The organism is Galactobacter caseinivorans, from assembly GCF_003640665.1.
GTDB classification, from domain to species: Bacteria; Actinomycetota; Actinomycetes; order Actinomycetales; family Micrococcaceae; genus Galactobacter; species Galactobacter caseinivorans.
Window position 1 is genome coordinate 361,478 of the sequence record NZ_QQXL01000001.1, and the last position, 22,840, is coordinate 384,317.

General features: G+C 68.9%; 20 protein-coding genes. 10 read left to right on the top strand and 10 right to left on the bottom strand.

Annotation, left to right across the window (positions count from 1 at the left end; genetic code table 11):
• The first annotated feature begins 3 nt into the window (after positions 1-3).
• Together DWQ67_RS01735 and DWQ67_RS01740 are read left to right on the top strand one after the other, a co-directional pair.
• Positions 4-849, top strand: a complete 846-nt coding sequence (locus DWQ67_RS01735; protein WP_121483855.1) for a zf-HC2 domain-containing protein — start codon at positions 4-6, stop codon at positions 847-849.
• A gap of 67 nt (positions 850-916) precedes the next feature.
• Positions 917-1,330 (top strand): Sec-independent protein translocase family protein, encoded by a 414-nt coding sequence (locus tag DWQ67_RS01740; RefSeq protein WP_121483856.1) that lies wholly within the window; start codon positions 917-919, stop codon positions 1,328-1,330.
• An 83-nt stretch (positions 1,331-1,413) separates the two neighbouring features.
• On the opposite strand, the gene DWQ67_RS01745 is transcribed toward DWQ67_RS01740, so the two are convergent.
• Genes DWQ67_RS01745 through DWQ67_RS01755 form a run of 3 tightly spaced genes read right to left on the bottom strand, consistent with a single transcriptional unit; the run spans position 1,414 to position 4,531 of the window.
• Positions 1,414-2,523, bottom strand: coding sequence for an Mrp/NBP35 family ATP-binding protein (locus tag DWQ67_RS01745; protein WP_121483857.1), 1,110 nt, complete (start codon positions 2,521-2,523; stop codon positions 1,414-1,416).
• Positions 2,520-3,080 carry a DUF1003 domain-containing protein gene (locus tag DWQ67_RS01750; RefSeq protein ID WP_121484224.1) on the bottom strand — a complete coding sequence of 187 codons (561 nt, stop codon included), beginning with the start codon at positions 3,078-3,080 and terminating at the stop codon, positions 2,520-2,522. Before DWQ67_RS01750 ends, DWQ67_RS01745 begins: the two co-directional genes overlap by 4 nt.
• A 59-nt stretch (positions 3,081-3,139) precedes the next feature.
• Positions 3,140-4,531, bottom strand: coding sequence for a magnesium transporter MgtE N-terminal domain-containing protein (locus DWQ67_RS01755; protein WP_233555861.1), 1,392 nt, complete (start codon positions 4,529-4,531; stop codon positions 3,140-3,142).
• Positions 4,532-4,590: 59 nt separating this feature from the next.
• On the opposite strand from DWQ67_RS01755, the gene DWQ67_RS01760 reads away from it, so the two are divergent.
• Both DWQ67_RS01760 and DWQ67_RS01765 read left to right on the top strand, forming a co-directional pair.
• Positions 4,591-6,165 carry a general stress protein gene (locus DWQ67_RS01760; protein ID WP_121483858.1) on the top strand — a complete coding sequence of 525 codons (1,575 nt, stop codon included), beginning with the start codon at positions 4,591-4,593 and terminating at the stop codon, positions 6,163-6,165.
• The gene (locus DWQ67_RS01765; RefSeq protein ID WP_121483859.1) at positions 6,162-6,587 is read left to right on the top strand and encodes a hypothetical protein; all 426 of its coding nucleotides are present in this window, start codon (positions 6,162-6,164) and stop codon (positions 6,585-6,587) included. Before DWQ67_RS01760 ends, DWQ67_RS01765 begins: the two co-directional genes overlap by 4 nt.
• 129 nt (positions 6,588-6,716) lie before the next feature.
• On the opposite strand, the gene DWQ67_RS01770 is transcribed toward DWQ67_RS01765, so the two are convergent.
• Positions 6,717-8,270: an aminopeptidase P family protein gene (locus tag DWQ67_RS01770; protein WP_121483860.1), complete on the bottom strand. Its 1,554-nt coding sequence runs from the start codon at positions 8,268-8,270 to the stop codon at positions 6,717-6,719.
• 255 nt (positions 8,271-8,525) lie between these two features.
• On the opposite strand from DWQ67_RS01770, the gene DWQ67_RS01775 reads away from it, so the two are divergent.
• From DWQ67_RS01775 to DWQ67_RS01790, 4 genes are all read left to right on the top strand, one after another.
• The gene (locus DWQ67_RS01775) at positions 8,526-9,491 is read left to right on the top strand and encodes a Rossmann-fold NAD(P)-binding domain-containing protein (RefSeq protein ID WP_121483861.1); all 966 of its coding nucleotides are present in this window, start codon (positions 8,526-8,528) and stop codon (positions 9,489-9,491) included.
• Between the two features lie 116 nt (positions 9,492-9,607).
• Entirely contained in the window at positions 9,608-10,033 is a 426-nt protein-coding gene (locus DWQ67_RS01780) for a GNAT family N-acetyltransferase (protein WP_158595324.1), read from the top strand.
• 179 nt (positions 10,034-10,212) lie between these two features.
• Positions 10,213-11,739, top strand: a complete 1,527-nt coding sequence (locus tag DWQ67_RS01785) for an amino acid permease (RefSeq protein WP_121483863.1) — start codon at positions 10,213-10,215, stop codon at positions 11,737-11,739.
• Positions 11,740-11,953: 214 nt separating this feature from the next.
• The gene (locus DWQ67_RS01790) at positions 11,954-12,832 is read left to right on the top strand and encodes a PHP domain-containing protein (protein ID WP_121483864.1); all 879 of its coding nucleotides are present in this window, start codon (positions 11,954-11,956) and stop codon (positions 12,830-12,832) included.
• Here the strand turns inward: DWQ67_RS01790 and DWQ67_RS01795 are convergent.
• The 6 genes from DWQ67_RS01795 to DWQ67_RS01820 all read right to left on the bottom strand — a co-directional run bounded on the left by DWQ67_RS01795 (position 12,801) and on the right by DWQ67_RS01820 (position 20,124).
• On the bottom strand, positions 12,801-14,033 hold the full coding sequence (locus DWQ67_RS01795; protein ID WP_121483865.1) for an MFS transporter: 1,233 nt from the start codon (positions 14,031-14,033) through the stop codon (positions 12,801-12,803). The genes DWQ67_RS01790 and DWQ67_RS01795 overlap by 32 nt on opposite strands.
• Before the next feature lie 210 nt (positions 14,034-14,243).
• Positions 14,244-16,013, bottom strand: coding sequence for a DEAD/DEAH box helicase (locus tag DWQ67_RS01800; protein ID WP_121483866.1), 1,770 nt, complete (start codon positions 16,011-16,013; stop codon positions 14,244-14,246).
• A 214-nt stretch (positions 16,014-16,227) separates the two neighbouring features.
• Positions 16,228-17,688, bottom strand: a complete 1,461-nt coding sequence (locus tag DWQ67_RS01805; protein ID WP_121483867.1) for an RNB domain-containing ribonuclease — start codon at positions 17,686-17,688, stop codon at positions 16,228-16,230.
• Positions 17,689-17,700: 12 nt separating this feature from the next.
• A complete protein-coding gene (locus DWQ67_RS01810) occupies positions 17,701-17,925 on the bottom strand; it encodes a DUF3107 domain-containing protein (protein WP_121483868.1) in 225 nt (74 codons plus the stop codon).
• A 70-nt stretch (positions 17,926-17,995) separates the two neighbouring features.
• Positions 17,996-18,616, bottom strand: coding sequence for a TetR/AcrR family transcriptional regulator (locus DWQ67_RS01815; RefSeq protein WP_233555862.1), 621 nt, complete (start codon positions 18,614-18,616; stop codon positions 17,996-17,998).
• Positions 18,617-18,687: 71 nt separating this feature from the next.
• Entirely contained in the window at positions 18,688-20,124 is a 1,437-nt protein-coding gene (locus DWQ67_RS01820; protein WP_121484227.1) for a glutamyl-tRNA reductase, read from the bottom strand.
• A 189-nt stretch (positions 20,125-20,313) separates the two neighbouring features.
• On the opposite strand from DWQ67_RS01820, the gene hemE reads away from it, so the two are divergent.
• Both hemE and DWQ67_RS01830 read left to right on the top strand, forming a co-directional pair.
• The gene (gene hemE / locus DWQ67_RS01825; protein WP_121483869.1) at positions 20,314-21,411 is read left to right on the top strand and encodes a uroporphyrinogen decarboxylase; all 1,098 of its coding nucleotides are present in this window, start codon (positions 20,314-20,316) and stop codon (positions 21,409-21,411) included.
• Positions 21,412-21,413: 2 nt separating this feature from the next.
• Positions 21,414-22,838 carry a protoporphyrinogen/coproporphyrinogen oxidase gene (locus DWQ67_RS01830; protein ID WP_121483870.1) on the top strand — a complete coding sequence of 475 codons (1,425 nt, stop codon included), beginning with the start codon at positions 21,414-21,416 and terminating at the stop codon, positions 22,836-22,838.
• Positions 22,839-22,840: the final 2 nt, after the last annotated feature.

Consider the following 22,840-nt stretch of genomic DNA (forward strand, 5'->3'; position numbering starts at 1 on the left):
GCGATGGTGTTCATGCATCAGGACGCCAATGTGCAGGCCTACGTAGCCGGAGACCTGCCGCCCAAACGCCGTCGCGTCATGGAACATCACCTGAGCCGCTGCGCCGAATGCCGCGACCTGGTCGCCGAGTTCCGACGCAACGAGCGCCGCCGCAAGACGCGCGCCGAGTCCGGTGAGCCGCCCGTGGACACCGGCTCCACCGTGATGGTGGGCACCCGGCGCAGGATGGTCTCCAACGCCGTGCCGGTGGTGGGCTCCATCATCACGATCGTGGCCTTTGTTGCCGTGCTCATGGCCGCCTGGAACGCAGGCGGCTCGGACGCCAGCCACGAGGGCGGACCGGCGGATGACTTCACCACCAGCGGCCAACCCCTCAGCGGCTTCCAGGTCGCCGACCTGCGCCGGCACGGATGGAGCTGCCCGGATTTGCGCACCCTTGGCCTGGATATGACCTCTTCCATCGGCTTCCGCAAGGGTGATGTTGGCTCGGTGACCATGACTTACTCCGGCAACGGAAGCGCCGTGGTCCTCAGCGAGACCAGGCCCCTTGGCTCTGAGCACACGGCCCAGGACGACGCCTCCTCCGGCCAAGACTCCGGCGCAGATGCCAGCGAGGCGGGCTCGGCACTCTCTGCGACCACGCCGGACGCGGGCAGGACCGTCACCGTCACGGTGGGCGGCGCTGAGTACGTGGTGCACAGCTCACTGAATCAGGCGGAGACCACGGCGCTCGTGGACCGCGTCAAGGAGATTGCGGAGGACCGGCAAGAGGATGTCCGGGCCGCGGAGGTGGGCGGCTGGGACCGGCTCTCGCGCGGCTTTGCCCGCCTGGTAGACCCCACCCGCTGAGCCCGCTCCTGGAAGCGGCTAGGCTTGCCGGGGGATCTTCGGTCTACAACAACGACAGGGCAGGCATTTGTTCGGCATCAACGGTAGCGAGCTGATCATTCTCGCGCTCTTGGCGGTGGTGGTCTTGGGGCCAGAGAAGCTGCCTGAGTACACCCAAAAGCTGGCGCAGTTGGTCAAGTCGCTGCGTGGAATGGCAGAGGGCGCGCGGGAGAAACTGCGCGAGGAAGCCGGCGATGAGATTGCCGACATTGACTGGCGCCGCCTGGATCCGCGCCAGTATGACCCCCGCAAGATCATTCGCGACGCGCTGTTGGAGGAGAACGAGCCGTCCCCGGCCCAGCCCCAGCTCACGCAGGCCCCCCGCCCGGCGGCGCTTCCCGCCCAGCCCACGGTGTCGCTGACCAAGCCGCGGGCGGAATCCGCACAGGACGCCTCCCTGCCCGACGGCGCACGGGCGCCTTTTGACGACGAAGCCACCTAGAAACGCTGCACCGTGAATCCGCGCTTGCGGGGGCTGCTGCCACCGGGCGCGGCGGCGCGAGTCGCTGGTTCTGGAAGGCGCCGCTACCGCGGCGTGACGCCGAGCGAGCGCCCGGCCAGGCCGCGGGGACGGCGGGCCAGCGAAGTGGCCAACGCGGTCAGCGCCTTGGCACTCTCCGAGCCGGGCTGACTGAGCACCACCGGCACGCCGCCATCGCCCCCCTCGCGCAGTGCAGCATCCAGCGGAAGGCTGGCCAAAAGTGGCACCTCGGTGCCGCCCGCCTCTGAAAGCCTCCCCGCGACGTCGAGCCCCCCGCCCTCACCAAAGGGTGTCAGTCGGGAGCCGTCCGGGAGCTGAATCCAGCTCATGTTCTCCACCACGCCCATCACCTGGTGCCCGGTCTGCTGGGCCATCAGCCCGGCGCGCTCCGCCACCTCCGCGGCCGCATGCTGCGGGGTGGTGACCACCAGGAACTGGGCCTCTGGCAGCAACTGCGACACCGAGATGGCCACGTCACCGGTGCCCGGCGGCAGGTCAAGGAGCAACACATCCAGATCGCCAAAGTGAACGTCCGTTACAAACTGTTCCAGGGCGCGGTGGAGCATGGGCCCGCGCCACATGACGGGGGAGTTATCCGCCAGGAACATGCCGATCGACATGACCTTCACGCCGTGGGCCACCGGCGGCACAATCATCTCGTTGACGCGGGTGGGGGAGGAGGTGATCCCCATGAGGCCGGGCACGGAGAAGCCAAGCACGTCCGCGTCAATCACGCCGACGCTGAGGCCCTGCGCGGCCATGGCCGCCGCCAGATTGACCGTCACCGAGGACTTGCCCACCCCGCCCTTGCCGGAGGCGACGGCGATGATGCGCGTGAGCGAGCCCGGTTGGGTGAAGGCGACCGTGTGGCGCTTGAGCGAGTCAACCAGGGTGCGGCGCTGCTCCGGGCTCATGAAACCCACCGTGATCTGAGCGGACTCCGCGCCCTCCACTGAGAGCACCGCCCGCTCCACGTCCGCCTCGATGGTGGAGCGCAGGGGGCAACCCTCAATGGTGAGCAGGATGCCCACCTGCGCCGCGGTCCCGTTGACCTGGACCGAGTCCACCATTCCCAGCTCGGTAATGGGGCGGCGCAGCTCCGGATCCATGACTCGGCTCAGGGCGGAGCGGATGGCATCAGCGGTGAGACTCACCTGCGCTCGCGCTCCTCGCGCTCTTTCTCATCGCGATCCTTCTCCCGCTCAAAGCGCTCACGCTCGCGCTCGCGGCGGCGCTGAGCCTTGGCATCTTCCACGCCCTGGCGTTCCTCCAGCACCTCTTCCAGCACGTTGCGCAGCTCCGAGCGCACAAAGTCACGCGTCGCCACATCCCTCATCGCCAGGCGCAGGCTCGCGATCTCCCGCGTCAGGTACTCGGTATCCGTGAGGTTGCGCTCTGCCCGCGAGCGGTCCTCGGTGACGGAGACCCGGTCCCTGTCATCCTGGCGGTTCTGCGCCAGCAGCAGCAGCGGCGCCGCATAGGAGGCCTGCAGGGAAAGCATCAGGGTCAGGGCGGTAAAGCCCATGGTGGCGGAGTCAAAGCGCCAGGACTGCGGTGCAAGGGTGTTCCACAGCAGCCACATCACACAGAACATGGTCATCCAGACCAGGAACTGCGGCGTGCCCATGAAACGCGCAAACTTTTCCGTCTGCGAGCCAAAGGCGTCAGGGTTGGGGGCCAGGCGCGGGAAGAAGCGCTGGCGGGCGGTCATGGGAGTGTCCAGCCCGGATCCTGTTGTGGTCCGGCGCGGATTCTTCTCTGCCACGCGCTTCACCCCCTCTTCGTCTTGTTTGTCTTGTGCTTGGACTTGCTGGCGTTCTTCCCCGGCTTGCTTGCGTCGTTTGGCCCAGCCTGGGCCGGCTTGGGGCTGGACTTGGCCCGCAGATTGGTGCGCGCAGTGGCCCGCACCGGCTGGTCGTCATCGTGCGTTCGCCAGTCATCCGGGAGGAGGTGATCCAGCACGTCATCCACGGTGACGGAGCCGACCAAGCGACCCTCCTCGTTGACCACCGGCGCTGAAGTGAGGTCGTAGCTCGCGAGCATACGGGAGACCTCTTGCACATTCGCGTAGTCGGAGAGCGGCTCCAGGTCGGTGTCCACTAACTTGCCCACCTGCTCCGGCGGCGCGGAGCGCAACAGCTCCTGGAAATGCACCAGGCCAAGGTAGCGCCCGGTCGGCGTCTCCAACGGCGGGCGGCACACGTACACCGTGGCGGCCAGGGCGGGGCTGATCTCCTCGCGGCGCACCGAGGCAAGCGCCTCAGCCACCGTGGCCTCCGGCGGAAGGATGATCGGCACCGGGGTCATCATGGAACCTGCGGTGTTCTCCTCATACTCCAGCAGGCGCCGGACGTCCTCGGCCTCCTCCGGCTCCATCAGCTGCAGCAGGGATTCCTTCTGCGTCTCAGGAAGCTCGGAAAGCAGGTCAGCGGCGTCGTCCGGGTCCATCTCCTCCAGCACGTCAGCGGCGCGCTCCGTCTCCAGAGCGGAGAGAATGGCGACCTGCTCATCATCAGGCAACTCCTGGAGCACCTCTGCCAGGCGGTCATCCTGCAGCTCGCTAGCGACCTCCAGCCGGCGCTTCTCCGTCATCTCATGCAGCGCATCGGCGAAGTCAGCGGGCTTGAGCTCGTCATGGGACTCGATGAACTGGGCGGCGCCCTGAGGCTCCTCCACCTGACCGAACACCACCTCATCCCAGGCCACGATCACGGTGGCGCCGCCGCGACGGCGCAGGGCGCGCAGGCCGGCGCCGGGCACACCGCGGCGCACAAAGTACTCCTCAACCACCCAGTCGCCGTTGGAGAGGCGCCCCAAGCCAATGTCCTCGATGACGGCCTGACCGCTGCCGTCAAGGAACGTGACACGGCGATCAAAGAGCTCCGCGGCCACCAGGGTCTCTGCCCCGCGCTGCTGGAAGCGGCGCAGGTTCACCAGGCCAGAGGCAATGACCTGCTCGGAGTTCATGGACTGAACGCGAGTCATGGGCACAAAGACGCGCTTCTTGCCCAGGACCTCCACCACGATGCCAACACAAACAGCGCGGCGTTTAGGGCCGCGCTGAAGGACTACCGCATCTCGTAGACGGCCTAATCGATCCCCCAAAGGATCAAAGACATCGAGGCCAAGCAGTCGGGCGATGAAGATCTTTGAGCTGCTCACATCCCCAGGCTACCGGGTGGCGGGGCGACAGCGGGCGCGCGGAGCGGCAGAATGGGGGCATGAGCACCCCGGCCAACAATGCCTCCCGGATCTTCCCCACGATTCCTCGTGGAGAGGTCATCGGGCGCTACGACAACTACCTGGATGCCCAAAAGGTGGTGGATTACCTTGCAGACAACGACTTCCCCGTCTCCAACGTCTCCATCATTGGCAATGACCTGAAGCAGGTGGAACGCGTGCGTTCCAAGCTCTCCTACCCCCGTGTGGCGGGGCTGGGCGCGCTACAGGGCGCCTTCATCGGTCTGATCTTTGGCATCCTCCTCTCCATCTTTGGCACGTCCGCCCCCGGAAACCTTGCACCGGTCCTGGCCGGCATGCTCCTGGGCGCCGTCCTCTTCATGCTGATGAACGTGGTCAGCTACGCCATGCAGCGCGGCAAGCGGGACTTTGCCTCCACCAGCCAGATTCTGCCGAGCAGCTGGGACGTGGTGGTGGACTACTCGGTGGCCAACCAGGCCAAGCAGTTGGCCGCCAAGCTGCCCATGAGCCCATCCCAGGCAGCCCAGCGAACGGGCTGGGGCCAGGACGCCACGGGCGCCGGCCTTGGCGCAGGAACCGCGCAGACTTTTGGCGGGCAGGCCCCCCAACAGCAGGTACCCGGCGCCGCCCCCGAGCAGGCTCCGGCCCCCACGCAGGACTTTGGTTACGGCGACCTTGACGATGGTCGCCCGCGCTACGGCGTGCGCCTCGACGAGGTGGCGCAGCAGACGCCGCAGGCCGCCCCGGCGCCGCAGGCCTCTCAGGCTCCGCAGGCGACCCAGGCGCCGCAGGCTCCCGCGCCGATGGACGCCCCGGCGCAGGTGGACGCCCCCGCGCAGGCGGCTGACGTTGCCCAGACGCCCGCGCCCGCGACTCCGCCCGAGCCCGCGACTCCGCCCGCGCACACGGCGCCCGTCTTTGAGGACACTGCGGCGCAGGACGTCCCGAACGTCGCGACCCAGGCCATGCCGGTGGCGGCTCCGGCCGTCTATGAAACCGGGTGGCAGCGACCGACCGCTCCCGTGGAACCCTCCCACGCGGCGTCGGGCAGCGAGCAGGACAGCGCCGCGTTTGCGGGTCACCAGCCCGGCACCGACCTTCCTGACACCCAGCAGCCGGCCGCTCAGGAGTGGGACGGCGAGCAGGGCGATCACGAGCAGGAGGGCGAGGCGCCGCTGAGCCGCCGCGAGGCGCGGGCCTTGGAGGAGCGCGAGCACCAGGAGCGCCTGGAACGCGAGCGTGCGGAGCGCTCAGCCTTCGCCGCAGAGCCGCCCACCCAGGTGTTTGCGCAACCCCAGGTCACGACGCAGGCGCTGCCCACCCTGCCAGTGGACGCCTTCCCGTTGCCTCCCGTCCCCGCGCCGGCGGCGGAGCAGGAGCAGCACCTTCAGGACGCAGCCCCCGCAGCGGCCGCAGCCGAGCAGGCGGCGGAGGAGCCCGTGGCTCCCGTCTACCCGCCCATCCAGCCGCCGGCGCAGGTCCCGGTGCCAGGGGATCAGAGCTTTGGCGTGGCTCCGCCGGTGATTCAGGCGCCCGCAGCGCCGGCAGAGGACCCGGACTACGGTCAGGATCAGCAAGGGGGCCAGGAGCGTTGAGCGCCGCGGATCGCCTGGACGACGTCGCGCGGTTGCGTGAGCGGGCCGAGCGGCAGCTGCAATCCGGCGTGAGCGTTCCGGAGGGGCCCATGGCGGCCCACTCCACGCTGCGCCTGGTGGAGCTGACGGACGAGGACGGCCTCATTGACGCCCTGCAGGAACTGGGCGAGGGGGCGGACGACGCCGTGGCGGACATGGTGGAGGGGCTCCGATTCCTTGACTTTGACGACGCCGCCGAGCAGCTCGCAGCCGCCTGGAACTGGATCGAGGACGGGCTCACCGTGGACCAGGAGGCTGGGATGAAGGTGCGTGATGTGATTGACGCCCTGAACCAGCGCTGGGAGGACACCGTGGACGCGGAGAAGGTTGAGCTGCGCGTGGCAGAGCGCATTGACGAGGACCCGGAGGCCTTTGGGCTCTAGTTACTGCGCCGGCCGGGCTCTGGCCGCTGCGTCGGCCGGGCTCTAGCTACTGCGCCGGCGCGCTGGTGTTTCAACAACAGAAGGGCCGCTTCCCCGTGGGAAGCGGCCCTTCTGTCGTGAAGCGGGGTGCTACTTGGCGGTGCCAGCCATCCAGGCCTCGACCTCTTCGACGGTGCGCGGGACCGCGGCGGAGAGGCTCTCCGCGCCGTCCTTGGTCACCAGGATGTCGTCCTCGATGCGCACGCCAATGCCGCGGTACTCGGCCGGGACGGCCAGGTCCTCGGCCTTGAAGTACAGGCCGGGCTCAATCGTGAACACCATGCCGGGCTCCAGGACGCCCTCTTGGTACAGCTCCTGGCGGGCCTGCGCGCAATCATGCACATCCAAGCCAAGGTGGTGGCTGGTGCCGTGCGGCATCCAGCGGCGGTGGTGCTGGCCCTCCGGGGAGACGGCCTCCTCCACGGAGACCGGCAGCAGGCCCCAGGAGTGCAGGCGCTCGGCCAGCACGCGCAGCGCCGTCTCATGCACCGTGCGGAAGGTGATCCCGGGCTTCACGATCGCGAACGCTGCGTCCGCGGCGTCGAGCACCGCCTGATAAATGCGCTTCTGAACATCCGTGAAGGTGCCATCAACCGGGAAGGTGCGGGTGATGTCAGCGGTGTAGAGCGAATCCGCCTCCACGCCGGCGTCCACCAGCATCAGGTCGCCGGTATTGACCTGACCGTTGTTGTGGATCCAGTGCAGGATCGTGGCGTGGTTGCCGGAGGCGGCGATGGTGTCATAGCCCAGATCGTTGCCCTCCTCGCGAGCCCGCGAGAAGAAGGCGCCCTCCACGACCCGCTCGCCGCGCTTGTGCTCAATGGCGCGGGGGAGGGAGCGAACCACGTCGGCAAAGCCGTTGGCGGTGGCATCCACCGCGGCGCGCATCTGCTCAATCTCCCACGCGTCCTTGATCAGGCGCAGCTCCGAGAGCGCCTCGGTGAGCTCGCTGTCCAGCTTGTCAGCGTGCTCCAGATCAACGGAGGTGTTGTAACGCGAGGTGTCCACAACCGCGTCAACGGTCGGGTCCACGTCCCGCAGCAGGCGCAGGCTGAGGCCACCAAAGGCGGCGTTGCCGGCGTTCTCCGTCAGTGCGTCCTCCAAGGCCAGGTCCATGTGCGCGGTCGGCAGGCCGGTGACCATCGCGAGGGAATCAAGCGTGGGGCGGGGGCCAATCCAGAATTCGCCGGAGCGGGCGTTGGAGTAAAACTCGGTGGTGTCGCGGCCGGCCATGGGGCGGAAGTACAGGGTCGCGACGTGGCCGGAGCCGCCGTCGCCAGCGCCGGCCTCGACCGGCTCCAGGACCAGCACGGCGTCCGGCTCATGGTCCACGCCGAGTCCTGTCATGTGCGCAAAGCCCGAGTGCGGGCGGAAACGGTAGTCGGTGTCGTTGGAGCGGACCTTGAGGGGGCCGGCCGGGATCACCAGGCGCTCGCCGGGGAAACGGGCCGACAGCTTGACGCGTCGCTCAGCGGCGTAGTCTGCCGAGGCGGCGCGGGTGACGCCGGCATCGGTGGACGCTGCCCACTGGGAGCCCATGAAGGCCTTAAACGCCGTGGAATCAGGCTTCATGGAGCGGTTGTTGACGCGGTCCTCGAGGGGCTGCTCATCGCCGGGGGTGCCAGGTTCGGGATTCTGTGTCATCACGCTCCCCATGCTCCCACCACGCCTGCGCGCACGCCAACCGGGGGCGCGTTTGGAATGTGGAGTGGCCCGGTGGGGTGGGGCGGTTCTGCGGGGTGGGGCGCGGGATGTGGGTGGTTCCGGCGGGGCGCGCTGGGTGGCCGGGCCGCTTTGCGCCTCAATGTGTGCGGATGCAGGCCCAATCGGGACTGCATCCGCACAAATCGAAGCGCAAAGCCTTGCCGACGGGGGTGGAGCCCTGCTGGACTGAGGCGCATGAAACGCGTACTGATTTTGGGCGGAACCGCATGGCTGGGCGCCGAAATCGCCGCGGCACACAGAGACCGGGGCGCGGAGGTGGTGTGCCTGGCGCGGGGGGAGTCTGGGGCGGCTCCGGACGGGGTGCGTCTGGTCCAGGGTGACCGGCTGGATCCGCACACCTATGGTCTGGTGCCGGGAGAGTGGGACGAGGTGGTGGAGCTGGCCTACCAGCCCGAGCTGGTCAGGCCCGCGCTGGAGGCGCTGGGTGAGCGCGCAGCCCACTGGACGCTGGTCTCCAGCGTCTCCGTCTATGCGGACAGCACGACGGCGGGTGCTGACGAAGCGGCCCAACTGGTGGTTCCAGCAGACCTGGCCCAGTACCCCGACGCCAAGGTGGCGGCGGAGCAAGCGTCGCTGGCTGGGCTGGGAGACCGCCTGCTGATCGCGCGGCCTGGGCTCATCGTTGGTCCGGGAGACCCGAGTGACCGCGCCGGATACTGGCTGGCGCGCCTGAGCCGGGGCGGGCGAGTGGTGGCACCCACTTTCCACGAGCGCTGGGTGCAACTGATTGACGTGGCGGATCTGGCGAGCTGGATTGCTACGGCTGGGGGTGCAGGCTCCACGGGATCGGTGAATGCCGTGGGCGAAGTGCACACCATGGAGCAGTTCTTTGGGCAGGTCCGCGCGGTCACCGGCTTTAGCGGTGAGATGGTGCACCTTGATGACGAGTCGCTCGTAGGGCTAGGAGTCAACTATTGGTCCGGGCCGCGCTCCTTGCCGCTGTGGATTCCAATGTCCGAGGCCGGATTTATGCAGCGCGATGGGAGCGCCTTCCGGCGCCAGGATGGATCTCCCCGCTCGCTGACTCAGACCCTTGAACGGATGCTCGACGACGAGGTGGCGCGTGGCGTCTCGCGTGAACGCCGCGCGGGGTTAAGCCCGCAGACCGAGGCCGCGATCCTGGCGGCGGCAGGACGATGAGGCAGGACGGCGGGGTAGTTCTGAGACGATTTTGCCGCGAGGATGTCCCGGCGCTGACCGCCATGATTCATCGGGCCTACGCCGAACTTGGCGCGCTGGGGCTAAATTTCACGGGTGTGGATCAGCCAGAGGACGTGACGCTGAAGCGGGCAGAAGGAGGGCCCACCTGGGTGCTGCAAGAGAACGATGCCTTGGTGGCGTGCCTGACTATGTCGTGGCCGGCTGAGGCCGCATTGGCCGCGCTGACTCCCCAGGCCAGGGTTCCTGGCAGGGCCTGGTTGAACCAAGTGGCGGTGGACCCAGCGTTCCGGGGGAAGGGCGCGGCCAGCTACTTGCGCGACGTTGGGTACGCGTGGTGCCGGGAGCAAGGGGCCACATCGATTGGTCTGGATACCGCCGAACCTGCCGCTCATCTCCGGACCATCTACTCGGGGTGGGGATTCAAGGAGCAGGACAGCATCCAGTGGCCGGGCAAGCGGTACCGGAGCGTGGTCATGACTCGGGCGCTCCCGGAGGACGTTCCGGAGCCACGCCTGCGGTGAACTGACGTCGTGGCCGGGGGCTCTGGCTGGCTTTGCGCCTCAATGTGTGCGGATGCAGTCCCGCTTTGGCCTGCATCCGCACACATTGAGGCGCAAAGCCTTGCCGAGGGGCAAGAGTTTGCATCGCGGCGGATTCGGTTTATCGTTTGGCCGGGCAATCTGTGGAGATGGAGTCAATGATGACCAAGAAGGATCGCACGCCGCGCGAGTCGGTGCAGGTGGAGAATAACCGCCAGCACCTGGGCGATGAGCTTGAGGCCGTGCAGGACACCGCGGCGGAGGATGCGGGCTATCACAAGTCTCTGAAGCCGCGCCAGATCCAGATGATTGCCATCGGTGGCGCCATCGGAACCGGCCTCTTCATGGGCGCAGGCGGGCGGCTGAACAGCTCCGGTCCGGCCCTGGTTCTGGTCTACGCCATCTGTGGTTTCTTCGCCTTCCTGATCCTGCGCGCACTCGGCGAGTTGGTGCTGCACCGCCCCTCCTCCGGCTCCTTCATCTCTTACGCCCGCGAGTTCTACGGCGAGAAGATCGCCTTCGGCGCTGGCTGGCTGTACTTCCTGAACTGGGCCTTCACCTCCATCGTTGATGTGACGGCCGCGGCGCTCTACTTCAAGACCTTTGGCGTGCTCTTTGACGTGCAATGGATCGCAGATACCCCACAGTGGATCCCCGCGCTCGTGGCCTTGGTGCTGGTGCTGGCCCTGAACCTGGTCTCCGTCAAGGTGTTTGGTGAGATGGAGTTCTGGTTCGCGCTGGTCAAGGTGGCCGCACTCGTCGCCTTCTTGATCGTCGGCGTGTGCTTCATCGTCTTTGGTGGCCGCACCGACATAGGCGCCACCGGATTTGGCGTGATCGGCGGCGAGGGCGGCTGGTTCTCCATGGGCGCCGTGGCCCCGATGCTCGCCATCTCCGGCGTCGTCTTCGCCTACGCCTCCATTGAGCTCATCGGCACCGCAGCCGGCGAGACGGAGAACCCGCAGAAGGTGATGCCCAAGGCCATCAACACGGTCGTCATCCGCATCGCCGTGTTCTACGTTGGCTCCGTGTTGCTGCTGGCGCTGCTGCTGCCGACCAGCGCCTACGAGGGTGGCACCAGCCCATTCGTCACCTTCTTCTCCCACATTGGCAACCCGCAGATAGCCCAAACCTCCGCGGCCGTCATGAACTTTGTGGTCCTCACGGCCGCGCTCTCCAGCCTCAACGCCGGCCTCTACTCCACCGGTCGCATCCTGCGCTCCATGGCCGTGAACGGTTCGGCTCCGGCCTTCACCGGACGCATGAGCTCCAACGGTGTCCCCTACGGCGGCATCGTGTTGACCGCCGTCTTCACCCTGCTGGGCGTGGGCCTGAACGCCGTGGTGCCGGCCAAGGCCTTCGAGATTGTGCTGGAGGTCGCCGCGATCGGCATCATCGGCGGCTGGTCAACCATCCTGATCAGCCACATCCGCTACGTGCAATTGGCCAAGAAGGGCCTCTACGAGCGGCCCAAGTTCAGGCTCTTCTGGGCCCCGTACACCTCTTACGCCACGTTGGCCTTCCTCCTCTTTGTGCTGGTCACCATGGGATTCTCGGAGACCGGACGCTGGGTGCTGGCATCACTGCTCCTGCTCTTCCCGGTGCTGATCGGGGGGTGGTTCCTGGCCCGGCCGCGGATCTTGAAGGTGGCACAGGAACGCGAGGAGCGCAGCCACGCTGCCGGCTAAGCCAAGAACTCCACCACTGGTGGTCCACGCGTGCAGCCGCGGGGACGTGGGCCCATGCGGGAGCTTTGCGCCCCGATGTGTGCGGATGCAGTCCCGCTTTGGCCTGCATCCGCACACATTGAGGCGCAAAGCATGGGCCCAGCCAAAAAGATGAGTGGCCAGATCGAGGTGCCCGGGTTTACCCGCCGTACACTCCCTCGCATAACCTGGGCTCATGCGCATTGACCTCCACACGCACTCCTGGGTCTCCGACGGCACACAGTCTCCGGCGGATCTAGTGGACTCCGCCGCTGCGGCGGGCGTGGACATCGTCGCCCTCACGGATCACGACCAGATGAATGGGTGGGCGCAGGCGCAGGAACGGGCGCTCGCCTTGGGCCTTGGCTGGGTGGGCGGTATGGAGGTCACGTGCCGCATGCCTGCGTCAGGCATCAGCGTGCACATGCTGTGCTACCTCCCGGATCCGTTATCGCCGGAGTTGTTGAGCCGCCTGGCGGAGCTGCGCTACTCGCGCGATCACCGCGCCAGGGCCATGGTGGAGCGCCTCGCAGAGGACTTCCCCATTGACTGGGCGCAGGTGGTGGGGCAGACCCAGGATGGGGCCACTATCGGCCGCCCCCACATCGCCGACGCGCTGGTCGCCGCTCGGGTGGTGCAGGACCGCACGGAGGCCTTCGCGAGCATCCTCTCCGCGCGGACCAAGTACTACGTCGGCACGGACGCGCTTGACCCGCATGAGGCGGTTCGTGTGATTCATGATGCCGGGGGAGTCGCGATCATGGCCCACCCGGTGGCAGCCGAGCGCGGGCGCGTCATTTCCCAGCGCGAGATGCTCTCAGTGGTGGAGGCTGGCCTGGACGGCGTGGAGGTGTATCACCGCGATAACTCCCCAGCTGGGCGCAAGCAGCTCTTGGCGCTGGCTGCGGAACACGACCTGATCGTCACGGGCTCCTCCGATTACCACGGGGCGGGCAAGCCCAACCTCCTGGCCGAGAATACGACCGCGCCGGATCAGCTGGCACGCATTATCGAGGCGGCTGGCACCGAGAACTACGCCGGCTTCACGCTCGAGGACCTGCGCCGCGCAGGCTGACAGAGAGCGCGGTGCCCATGAGGCACAGCAGCACCGGCAGCAGGAGCGCCTGATTGAGCCCGATCCCTGCGGAGAGCCACCCCACGATGGCAGGCCCGGCCAGCAGCCCCACATACCCCGCGCCCACCACGCGCGAGAGCACCACGGGCGCGCGCGGCCCGGAGACCAGCGCGCCGGCGGCGCTGAAGAGCTGCGGCACAATCCCCGAGAGCCCGACGCCGTAGAGTCCCCACCCAGCCACGGCAACAGGGAACGACGGCGCGAGGACCACCAGTGCCATGCCGGCCGCGGCAAGGAGTGAGCCGTAGCGGACCACCGCCACGGCGCCAACGGCGCCCGCCACCCGGTCAGCCGCAAAGCGGCCAAGGGTCATGAAGACGGAGAAGACGCCGTAGGCGATGGCCGCGGTGGACGCGCTCTGGCCCAGGTGTTCCACGCTGTGGCGAGCGGACCAATCGTTGACGGTTCCCTCCGCGAGGAAAAAGCTGAAGGCCATGATGGCCAAGATGGTGCCAAGCCTGAGGACGCTTGGCCCACCGGGTTTCTCCGGCGCGGCGTGGTCCGCTGGGGCGGGAGCGGCATGCATGGCAGCCGGCTCCTCCACGGCCGGCCCGGCAAGAACCCAGGGGAGGGCAACCGCGGCGAGCAGGAGTGAGACACCGCCCATGATGCCCATGGTCGCCGCGCTGGGCAGGCCAAGGGAGAGCAACGGCACGCCCACCGCCGCGCCGGTTGCCCCGCCCACGGAGAAGAAGGCGTGCATGGAGCCCATGATGGGCCGGCCATAGGCCCGCTCCACCCGCACGGCTTGTTCGTTCATGCCAATGTCCATGGCACCGGACCCCACACCGAAGGCCCCCAGCGCCACGCCGAGCCAGTGCGGAGTCTGGGCCAGCCCCGCGCCAAGCAACCCCACCACCATGACCAGGGCACCGACGATGAGGAGCCCCCGTGAGCCGTAGCGGGCGCTCAGATAGCCCCCGCCCTGCATGGCGGCCAGTGACGCCACACCCATGACGAGCAGGAGGAATCCCAGCCCGGCGTCGTCCAGTCCCGTGGCGCCCATGACGTTGGGGACGTGCACCACCCACGCGGCCAGGCCAAAGCCGACCGCAAAGAAGTTGATGAGCACCGCAAGCCGGTTGCGGCGCAGCGAAGCGGAAGGCGCGGGGAGGGGAACAGGCGCTGGGGTGGAACTCACCCACAGACCCTATCCGGGCGCGCAACCGCTGGCCCACCAACGGCGGCGCCCTGCCACCCATGCAGGGCCCACGACCGGCGGCGGCGCCCTGCCACCCATGCAGGGCCCACCACCAGCGGTGCCCTGCACCAACGGCAAAGGCCCGCCCCTCCGCGCACAACGCGGGGGGACGGGCCTCAGCAGGGCGCCGGAGGAACCGGCGCCCTCACATCACTCGGCGGAGCCGCCCTCGGAGCCGCCGTTGTGGCGGGTGCGACGGCGACGGCGACGCGGCGCGCCACCCTCGGTCTTGGGCGTGCCGGACTCGTGCGCGGGACGGTCCGCGCGGCCCTTGCCGCGCTCGCGACGCTCGCTGCCCTCGGCGGGCGCATCGGCGGAGCCGGCGTTGGTGGACTGCTCATCACGCGGGGCACGCGGGGTGCGCTCGCGACGCTCCCCACCGCCGTCGGACGAGGAAGCGCCACGGCCACGGCCGCCACGGGAACCGCCGCGACCGCCGTCGCGCTGGCCATCCCTGCCGCCGCGCTCGCCGCCGCGGCCACCATCGCGACCGCCACGGCCGCCGTCGCGCCCGCCGTCACGGGGACCCGACTTTCCGGTCTCTCCCAGGTCCTCCAGCTGCTCGCCGGAGAGGCCCTCCAACACGCGCTTGTCACGCGGCAGGCGGCCCTTGGTGCCCTTGGGGATGAACAGATCGGTGAACAGGTGAGGGGAGGAGGAGTAGGTCTCCACCGGCTCGGCCTGATCCAGGCCAAGGGCCTTGTTGATGAGGCCCCAGCGCGGCACATCCTCCCAGTCAACGAAGGTGATGGCCGTGCCCTTGTTGCCGGCGCGGCCGGTGCGGCCCACGCGGTGAAGGTAGGTCTTCTCATCATCCGGGCACTGCAGGTTGATCACGTGCGTCACGTCATCCACGTCGATGCCGCGCGCGGCCACATCCGTGGCAACCAGCACGTCCACCTTGCCGTTGCGGAAGGCGCGCAGCGCCTGCTCGCGTGCCCCCTGGCCCAGGTCGCCGTGCAGCGCGCCGGCGGCAAAGCCGCGATCGGTGAGCTCCTCGGAGAGGCGGGCGGCCTGGCGCTTGGTGCGCGTGAAGATGATGGAGCGCCCGCGGCCCTCGGACTGCAGCACGCGGGCGATGATCTCGTCCTTGTCCAGGTGGTGAGCCCGGTAGATCACCTGACGGATGTCCTTCTTGGTGATGGAGTCATCGTCCGGATCAGCGGCGCGGATGTGCGTGGGCTGGGACATGAAGCGGCGAGCCATGGCCACGACGGGGCCGGGCATGGTCGCCGAGAACAGCATGGTCTGGCGCACCTCAGGGACGGCGGAGAGCAGCGTCTCCACGTCCGGAAGGAAGCCAAGATCCAGCATCTCGTCCGCCTCATCCAGGACCACGATCCGCACGTGCTTCAGGTCAAGGTGGCGCTGGCGCATCAGGTCAATCAGGCGGCCGGGGGTACCGACCACCAGCTCGACGCCCTTGTTCAGTTGGTCGATCTGCGGCTCGTAGGCGCGGCCGCCGTAGATGGTCGCGATGCGCACGGGGCGCTTGGAGGCGGCCACCGTGAGGTCCTCTGCCACCTGCACCGCGAGCTCGCGGGTGGGGGCCACGATGAGGGCCTGCGGGGCGCCGGGCTTGGTCAGCTTCTCAAAGCCGTCCTCACCGGGGCCCACCACGCGCTGCAGCGCGGGGATACCAAAGCCCAGGGTCTTGCCCGTGCCGGTCTTGGCCTGCCCAATGATGTCGTGCCCGCCAAGGGCCACGGTCAGGGTCATGGCCTGGATGGGGAAGGCGTAGGTGATGCCCTTCTCCGCCAGCGCGTCGATGATTTCCTGGCTCACGCCGAATTCGGCGAAGCTCTGCTGCACCGGCGCGGCAACCTCCACCACGGCGGTCTCCGCAACGATGGCCTCAACGGGGATGTTCTCTGCTTGGTCCTGCTGCACGTCCGTGGACGTGGCGTTGTTTTCAGTCACGAAAGGGGTGTCCCGTCGTTCAGGCGCCGGGCTTCCAGCTAGGTCGGCGCCTGCAACTGCAGCGCGCGCGACCGCGGAGCGGCGCGATTCGCGGAGCCGATCGCGGGATACAGGGGCGGGTTCAACCCACCCGGGGCGACGCGGTGGCGTTCGCGATAGTGCGGTGCTTCTTGAGCGACCGGGCATCCAGATATGTGAGCACTCTACCGGGCGTTTACCGCGCCGGGGTGGAGATTCGCAGGGTGATCCGCCCTTCCGCGATCGCGGCCTCCTCCACGACGACGTTGACCCGGGTTCCGGAGTCCGCCTGGCCGGCCGCACGGGCGGAGACGGGCGGGTCAAGGAGCTGCACCTTCACGCTGGGGGCCGGCTTGCTGCCGTCCGCGCTGGCGCCGGGCAGGCGGCCGTCCACCACGATGGCCTCAAAGCTCTCTCCCACGCGAGAGGAGAGCAGGCTGGCCTCCACAATGTCCAGGCACGCACGCTCCGCGGCGGCCACAGCGGAGGTGGCTGCCTTCATGGCCTCTGGCAGCACGGGGAGCGCCGCGCGCACGGCCTGGGGGATGGCCTCCGCGTTGGCCTGAGCGTGAGCCAGGATCAGCGCAAAGCGATCCACAAGCCGGCGCAGGGGAGCGGTGGTGTGGGCGTAGGGAGCGGCAACAGCTGCCTGCTCCGGCGCCTCGGGAGGCGCGCCATCAAAGGGCGTGTACGCGGCGCCGCGGAAGAGCGAACCGGCCGCGTGCATGATGGCCAGCTGCTGAGGATGGGACACGTCAAGGCTGCGCAGGTAGGCCCCGTAGTGCATGTCCGCGGGCCAGGGGTGGCCCAGCCCGGCGGCCACTGCGCGGAAGCGCCGCAGCGAGCCCTCATCCGGGGCGGGCATGGTGCGCAACAACCCCACGTTGGCCGCCAGCATGAGCTGGGCCGCGCACATGCCGGTCATCAGGGAGACCTGTGCGTTGTCCTGCTCAATCACCAGCGGCACGCGGGAGGTGATCTTGTAGGCGCCGGAACCATCCGGCTCCACCTCGTGTTCAGGCAGGTCAAGGTTGGCGCCCCCGCGGCGCTCCTCCTGGGCGCGGCGCGCCTCGCCAAAGGAGTGCAACGCGGCCATGAACGGGTCGCCGGCGTCCAGGCGGGCCTGCGCCTCCGGGTAGCTCAGCTGCTCGCGGCTGCGCACGGTGGCGCGGGTCAGCGCCGTCAGCGTGGCGTCCCCGTTCGGGGCCACCGCCATGTCCCAGACGTACGCCCCGCGGACCTGGTCTGCCAACAGCGATCCCGCGTCCTCGGAAATGACCGCCGGGTGCAGCGGCAGGCGACCCTGGGGAAGGTAAGCGGTCTCTCCCCGGCGCCTTGTCTCGGCATCCAGCGCACCGCCGTCGGGCACAAAACCCGGCACGTCCGCGATGGCGTAGAGCACGCGCCAACCCTGCGCGGTGGCCTCAATCCAGAGTGCCTGGTCCAGGTCCGTTGACCCCTCAGGGTCAATCGTCAAGAACGGCACGTCGGTGAGGTCCTGCTGCGGCGGGTCGTAGGCGGCCACTGCCGCGACCGCCTCAGTCAGGGCAGCCTCCGGATACTCGGCGGAGAGACCAGCAGAGGCCGCCGCCGCGTCGAGGGAATCCCTCAACTCGGCGGCGGCCTCGTGGCTCAGGCGCAGATAGCTCTGACGCATGCGCGGTCCTTCTTAACCCTGGGCGAATCCGACGGGGCGCTGCTTCTCGCCACCGAATTCGACGTAAGCAATGCCGGCGCCGGCCACGTAGAGCTGACGGCCCTTGGAGTCGGTCAGCTTCAGCAGCGTGCCGTTCGCCGTGGCGTCCGCCACCTGCTTCGAGAGGTCCTCGACGGACTCATCCGTCTCCAGTACCAGCTCGCGGGTCACGTTCTGAATTCCGATGCGCACGTCCACGTGCGTCTCCTTTCGACCGCGGCCACGACCAGCGGGCCGCCTGCGGGGAACTTGTCCACCCCACCGTATGTCACGCCTCGGAAGAATCCTTGGGGAACCACGCGATTCCGCGCCAGGCTAAACGCGTCACCAACATGACCGCCTCTTCCAGCGGCACGGAGGGCTCATCCACCCAGCGCAGCGCGGCGGTCTCCGCGGCTCCAGCCAGTGCGTGGCCAAGCAACTCCGCGGCGTCCGGCTCCAGCCCCGCTTGGGCCTCAATAATCTTGCCGATCTCCGCGCCAATAGCGCTCTCAAAGGCAGAGATGCGGGTGGCCACGTCCGGATCATTGGCCAGGTCGGAGCTAAAGACGAGCCGGTGGGAGCCGGACTCCGAGGCCATGTAGTCAAAGTAGCCGCGCACCGTCGCCAGGACGCGCTCGGCGTTGTCATCCGTGCCGCGTACCGCGTCGGTGAGGCGGTCCTGCAGCTCGGTGAGCTCGGAATCAAGCAGCGCGAGGTAGAGCTCGCGCTTGCCGGGGAAGTGCTGGTACAGCACCGGCTTGGAGACGCTGGCGGCCTCCGCGATGTCATCCATGGCGGCCGCGTGATAGCCGCGCTCGGCAAAGACGGTGTGAGCGGCGGCGAGTAATTGCGCGCGACGCTCTGCCCGGGGCAGGCGCGCCTGCTTGATGTGGGGGGTGCTGGTCACGATCGCCTTCTGTCTGACGGGGGAGGGCTCGGCGCAATGCTACGCCGGGTCACGCGACGAACGGCCCAAGCTCAGGCCGAGCGTTCCAAGGGACTCTGCAACTCCCTGCCGGCTGGGCAGGTGGGCGCGGCGGCAACGGTGTCCATGCCCGACGCCGCGTGGCTGAGTTTCGCTGCCAGCTCGGCTGCCTGCGCCAGCTCAGCGGCGGTGGCGCGCTGGGGCTGGGTGGTGGCGGCCTTGCGGGCCTTGTGCGCGGGGGAGACCGGCACCTCGATGCCAAAGAGGGACTCGAGCGCGTCCGTGTAGTCCTCGATGCGGCCCTCCGCCGCCATCTCCCGTGCCCGCACGGTGGGGACGTGGAGGAGCTGCTTGATCATGCGGCGCATGGCGAACTCCACCTCCTCCGCCGCTGCGGTGCAGCCGTGCTGAGCGCGGACCTTGGAGACCTCAGACTCCAGGACGGACTGGGTGTGACGACGCAGCGCCACAATCGCGGAGTCCGCGGTGCGCTGGCGCTGGTCCCGCTCAAACTCCTCGGTGGCCTGCGCCACGATCTGGCTGGCGCGGCGCACCGAGTCCACCTGCTCGGTGGGTGCGGCCATGCGTACGGACTCGAGGGTCAGCAGGCTCACCCCGTCCAGCTCATCAAGGGCGGGGTCAAAGTCGTGGGAGAGTGCCAGGTCAATGGCAATGAGGGGGTGCCCGGGGGTGCGTACCTCCGTCAGGTCCTCGCGCTCCAGGCGCTGGGAGCCGCCGGAGCAGCCGATGATGACGTCCGCCTGGGCCAGCCAGAGCGCCAGATCATCCCCGTCCAGGGCCACGCCACCGCGGGAGGCCACAAACTCCTCTGCGCGGCCGGAGGCGGAGTACACGCCGATGGTGCGCGCGCCGCGCTCCTCCAGCAGCTTCAGCGTGGCGCCGGCGTAGGCGCCGGTGCCAAAGAGCACCACGGTGCGCTCCGCCCAGGCGCCCGGCTCAACGTCCTCTGCCAGGTCAAGGGCCACGGACACGATGGACTTGCCGCGCGAGCCAAGGGTGGTGGAGGTCTGCACTTCCTTGGCCGCACGCGAGGCGCTCTGGAAAAGTTTGGTGAGGCGGCCGGTGGCGGTGCCGGCGGACTGGGCCTCAATGAGGGCGCGGCGTACCTGACCGGCAATCTCGCGTTCCCCGACGACCGCGGAGTCAAGGCCGGCGCCAACGGAGAAGAGGTGGCGCACAGTGTCCGCGCCGGAGCGGGTGGTCAGTGCCTCAGAGACCTGATCGCGGTCCATACCTGCGGCCCCTGCGACCTGGTCAACCAAGGCCGAGCGGGCGGCGTCCACGCCATCGTGTTCACCGGCCTCCGCGTAGATCTCAAAGCGGTTGCAGGTGGAGAGAACCACGGTGCCCTGCAGTGCGGGGGAGGCCGCCAGCGAGGACGGCGAAAGGGAGCCCGCGGCCGCCGAAAGGCGGGCAACGGTCTCCAGGTCTAGCTCCGCATGGGAGGCAATCAAAGACATCAGCACCACAATCCCAAAAGTGTAGTCCTCCGGAGGCGCAGATTCAGGTGAGGGCGCCCTCACCACGCTGCGTGCGTGCGGCGTGGCGCCCCAGTTTCCGTGCGGCACGGCCCTATTTTTCTACTTTCCGTAGAACTCGGTGTGGCGTGCCTCTCCCCAGTTTCGTTCCAGGGCGGTTCAAGCGGCAGAATGGGGGGCATGCCCCTTAGTGGATCTCACCCCCTCGTCAGCGGCGTCACGGCGGACGCCCCCCTCCTTGCCGCATACCAGGGGCGCAAGCCCTCGCGCAGGCCAGTGTGGTTCATGCGCCAGGCCGGCCGCTCCCTGCCCGAGTACAAGCAGGTGCGCCAGGGCACGCAGATGCTCGAGGCGTGCCTGACCCCGGAGCTGGCCAGCGAGATCACGCTGCAGCCGGTGCGCCGCCACGACGTGGACGCGGGCATCTTCTTCTCTGACATCGTGGTCCCGCTGAAGCTGGCCGGCCTTGACGTGGAGATCAAGCCCGGCGTTGGCCCGGTCTTTGCTGAGCCCATCCGCACCGCGGAACAGGTGGCGGCGCTGCCCCGGCTGCAGGACTCTGCGCTTGACCCCATCCGCGAGGCCGTCCGTCTCACGGTCGCGGAGCTTGGCTCCACCCCGCTCATCGGCTTTGCCGGCGCGCCCTTCACCCTGGCCGCCTACATGGTGGAGGGCAAGCCCTCCCGTGACCACCTTGGCCCGCGCCGCCTGATGCACTCCGACCCCGAGACCTGGGCCGCGCTGGCCAGCTGGGCCGCGGACGTCTCCGGGCAGTTCCTGCGCGCCCAGATCGAGGCCGGCGCGTCCGCCGGGCAGCTCTTTGACTCCTGGGGCGGCTCCCTCTCCCGCGCCGACTACGACGCGCTCGTGAAGCCCGCCTCCGCCCGCGCCCTGGCCGCCGTAGCGGACCTTGGCACGCCGCTGGTGCACTTTGGCGTGGGCACCGGCGAGCTGTTGCCGTCCATGCTGGACGCCGGAGCCACAGTCATGGGTGTGGACTACCGCGTTCCCCTTGACGAGGCCGAGTCCCGTTTGGGCGGCAACGTGCCGCTGCAGGGCAACATCGATCCGGCCCTGCTCTCCGCGGGCTGGGAGCCGCTGAAGGCCCACACCCTTGATGTCCTGGCCAGGGGCGCCGTTGCGCCGGGCCACGTGGTGAACCTGGGGCACGGCGTGCCCCCGGACGCCGATCCGGAGGTGCTCACGCGCCTCGTCAGCTTCATTCACTCGGTGCCCGTGGACGCGAACCCGCGCACGTGGGAGAGCCAGGAGGCCTGAGCATGTCAGCACTGCGTCGCCCCAATACCGCCCCCGCCGCCACCGACACCCCGCTGGCTGTCGTCATTGGCGGCGGTATCTCTGGGCTCGTCGCCGCGCGTGAGCTGGCCCTGACCGGTCACCGTGTGGTGGTGGCAGAGGCCGGCGCACTGGGCGGCCGGGTCACCGCCCACACCGTGGATTCCCTTGTGCTGGACGCGGGTGCGGAGTCCTTCGCCACGCGCAATCCCTCCGTCTCCCGCCTGGCGCGTGAGCTTGGCCTTGATGTGGTGCTGCCCTCCGAGTCGCCCGCCTGGCTGCACGCCGGGCCGGGCCGTGACATCCCGTTGCCGCGCACCGGCATCTTTGGCATTCCTGGGGACCCGCTGGCCGCTGACGTGGTGGCGGCGCTTGGCCGCCCTGGCGCCGAGCGCGCCGCCGAGGACCTTGACCTGCCGGTGGACCCCTCCCTGCTGAAGGGGAACGTGAGCCTGGGACACCTGGTGCGTGAGCGCCTTGGCCAGGCCGCACTGGACACCCTGGTGGCTCCCGTGGTCTCCGGCGTGCATTCGGCGGACCCGGACGTGCTGGACGCGGACGCGATTGCCCCTGGGCTGCGTGCGGCCCTGGCCCGCGAGGGCTCACTGTGCCGGGCCGCTGCCTCCTTGCGGGCAGCCGCGCCGGCCGGCTCCGCCGTGGCGGGCCTTGACGGCGGCATGAACACCCTGACCACCGCGCTGCTTGAGGACCTCCGCGAGCGCGGCGTGACGCTGCTTGATCACACGGTGATTGACACGGTGGAGCTGGCGGAGGGGATCTGGCACGTGGCCTCTGGCACGGACACCCTGGAGGCAGACCGCCTGGTGGTGGCCACGGACGGCCCCACGGCCGTTGACCTGTTGGCCGGCTCGGTGCCTGGCCTCGCCGCCCTGCGCCCTGCCAAGGGCGCCGGAGTCACCCTGGTGACCCTGGTGGTAGACCAGCCCGTCCTGGACGAGGCCCCCCGCGGGACCGGCGTGCTGGTGGCGCCGGACGCCACGGACGTGGTGGCCAAGGCCCTGACCCACTCCACCGCCAAGTGGCCCTGGCTTGCCCGCGAGGCGGGCCCTGGCCGCCACGCCGTGCGCCTGTCCTACGGGCGCACCACGGACGCGGCCGCCCGCATGGCGGACGCCAAGGATGCGGTCCTGACCAAGCAGGCCATTGCCGATGCGGCCGTGCTGCTTGGCGTGCCGCTGAGCTCCGCGGACGTGCTTGGCTCCGACGTGATCCGTCACCCCGGCGCCCTCCCCATGGCGACCGAGGGGCACCGCGCCCTGCTTGACGCTGCCGCGGTGCTGCTACGCGGCGTCGAGCATCTTGACGTCATCGGTGCCTGGCGCAGCGGCACCGGGCTGACGCCCATCGTGGCCGCGACCCGCGCTCAACTCGGGATCAGCGCCAGCTGAAC

Coding starts and splice junctions, on each gene's coding strand:
- DWQ67_RS01830 (WP_121483870.1), top strand. CDS start 21,414: ATGTCAGCACTGCGTCGCCCCAATACCGCCCCCGCCGCCACCGACACC.
- DWQ67_RS01760 (WP_121483858.1), top strand. CDS start 4,591: ATGAGCACCCCGGCCAACAATGCCTCCCGGATCTTCCCCACGATTCCT.
- DWQ67_RS01790 (WP_121483864.1), top strand. CDS start 11,954: ATGCGCATTGACCTCCACACGCACTCCTGGGTCTCCGACGGCACACAG.
- hemE (WP_121483869.1), top strand. CDS start 20,314: ATGCCCCTTAGTGGATCTCACCCCCTCGTCAGCGGCGTCACGGCGGAC.
- DWQ67_RS01805 (WP_121483867.1), bottom strand. CDS start 17,688: ATGCGTCAGAGCTATCTGCGCCTGAGCCACGAGGCCGCCGCCGAGTTG.
- DWQ67_RS01785 (WP_121483863.1), top strand. CDS start 10,213: ATGACCAAGAAGGATCGCACGCCGCGCGAGTCGGTGCAGGTGGAGAAT.
- DWQ67_RS01750 (WP_121484224.1), bottom strand. CDS start 3,080: ATGACCGCCCGCCAGCGCTTCTTCCCGCGCCTGGCCCCCAACCCTGAC.
- DWQ67_RS01770 (WP_121483860.1), bottom strand. CDS start 8,270: ATGACACAGAATCCCGAACCTGGCACCCCCGGCGATGAGCAGCCCCTC.
- DWQ67_RS01775 (WP_121483861.1), top strand. CDS start 8,526: ATGAAACGCGTACTGATTTTGGGCGGAACCGCATGGCTGGGCGCCGAA.
- DWQ67_RS01735 (WP_121483855.1), top strand. CDS start 4: ATGGTGTTCATGCATCAGGACGCCAATGTGCAGGCCTACGTAGCCGGA.